The organism is Cellulomonas sp. IC4_254, from assembly GCF_011603975.1.
Lineage (GTDB): Bacteria > Actinomycetota > Actinomycetes > Actinomycetales > Cellulomonadaceae > Cellulomonas.
In genome coordinates this window covers 1-1,510 of sequence record NZ_JAANNB010000361.1, presented here as the reverse complement: position 1 = coordinate 1,510, position 1,510 = coordinate 1, and the positions used below count along the sequence as shown (strand labels likewise).

Here is a 1,510-nt window from a genome sequence, read left to right as displayed (position 1 = left end):
TGGGCGGTGCGGCTCACCAAGACCCGCGCCGCGGCGGCGACCGCGTGCCGTGCCGGGCACGTCCGGGTCAACGGCGAGCGCGCCAAGCCCGCGACGTCGGTGAAGGTCGGCGACGAGGTCCGGGTCCGCGGCGAGGGACCCGAGCGGATCGTCGAGGTCGCGCACGTCCTGGAGCGCCGCGTCGGCGCCGAGCCGGCCGCCCGGTGCTACGTCGACCGCACGCCCGCACCCCCGCCCCCGTCGCAGGTGGCGGTGGCCGCGCAGCGCGACCGCGGCGCGGGCCGGCCGACCAAGCGCGAGCGCCGCGAGATCGACCGGCTCCGCGGCCGGGGCTGACCCGCCCCCGCACGCGAGCCCACGTCCGCGTCCGCCGAGTGTCCAGAACCTCGCCCGGTCCGGGCGGGTTCGTCCCGTTGGTTCTGGACACTCGCCGCCCACGGCGTCGTGGGCGCGAGGGGCGGGCGGGTCAGCGTCCGGCCAGCGGCCCGACGCCCAGGCGCGCCGCCAAAGCGATCGCGTCGACCGGGGCGCGCACCTTCGCGTCGTTGTCGAAGTACACGTACACGTCGCGTCCCCCGGGGTCCGGCGGCGCCGGCGGGCCGAGCCGGCGCGCGTCCTCCGGCTCGCCGCCCGCGGCCCACGCGCGCACCCGCGCCGCCCACCGGTCGAGCGCCGGGTCGTCGTAGCCGGAGACGTAGAGCTCGGAGTCGCCGTGCAGCCGCACGTAGACCAGGTCCGAGGTCACGTCCTCCAGGTACGGCCACCTCCCGGCCGTGTCCGCCACGACCAGCCCGATGCCGTGCTCGCGCAGCAGCGCGGGGAACTCGGGGGTCTCGAACGTCGCGTGCCGCACCTCCAGGACGTGCCGCAGCGGCCGGTCGGCGTCCGTCGTGGACCAGGCCCGGTCGTCGAGCCGCTCGTCATGGCGGGCGGCCAGCTCGGCGGCGGCGCCCGTGGTCCGCGGCAGCAGGTCGAAGAACCTGGCCAGCCGGTCGGGGTCGTAGCCGAGGTTCGGGGGCAGCTGCCACAGCACGGGGCCGAGCGCGGGACCCAGCGCGAGGACCCCGGAGGCGAAGAAGTTCGCCAGCGGGACCTCGACGTCCGCGAGCTTCTTCATGTGCGTGACGAACCGGCCGCCCTTGACCGAGAACACGAACCCCTCGGGCACCTCCGCGCGCCACGCCTGGTACGACTCCGGCCGCTGCAGGGCGTAGAATGAGCCGTTGATCTCGACGGTGCCGAGGTGCCGGGACGCGTGCTCGAGCTCGCGGCGCTGCGGCAGCCCCTTCGGGTAGAACACGCCGCGCCACGGCGCGTAGCGCCACCCCGAGATGCCGATCCGGACGGTCGAGGTCATGGCCGGACCGTAGGCAGGCCCCGGGCGCGCGGCAACCGGTCCGCACGGGTGACGTGCGGGTCGCGTCGCCGCGCGTTCAGCGGTTCGACACGCGCCGGACGCCCGTTGACGGTATGTCTGGCAGGTGCACGCCGACCCCGCCCCGCTGCCGCC

2 protein-coding genes are annotated in these 1,510 nt (G+C 76.5%); one reads left to right on the top strand and one right to left on the bottom strand.

The annotated features are described in order from the left end of the window. A partial coding sequence (locus G6556_RS18775) for a S4 domain-containing protein (protein WP_166944656.1) occupies positions 1–336 on the top strand: 336 nt, incomplete at its 5' end. Positions 337–466: 130 nt separating this feature from the next. Here G6556_RS18775 and G6556_RS18770 read toward each other — a convergent pair. Beyond that, positions 467–1,357, bottom strand: coding sequence for a DUF72 domain-containing protein (locus G6556_RS18770; protein ID WP_166944655.1), 891 nt, complete (start codon positions 1,355–1,357; stop codon positions 467–469). Between the last annotated feature and the right edge of the window lie 153 nt (positions 1,358–1,510).

What these genes read in the sequence shown, in the direction of transcription:
- G6556_RS18770 (WP_166944655.1), bottom strand. Translation starts at nt 1,357, where the DNA reads ATGACCTCGACCGTCCGGATCGGCATCTCGGGGTGGCGCTACGCGCCG.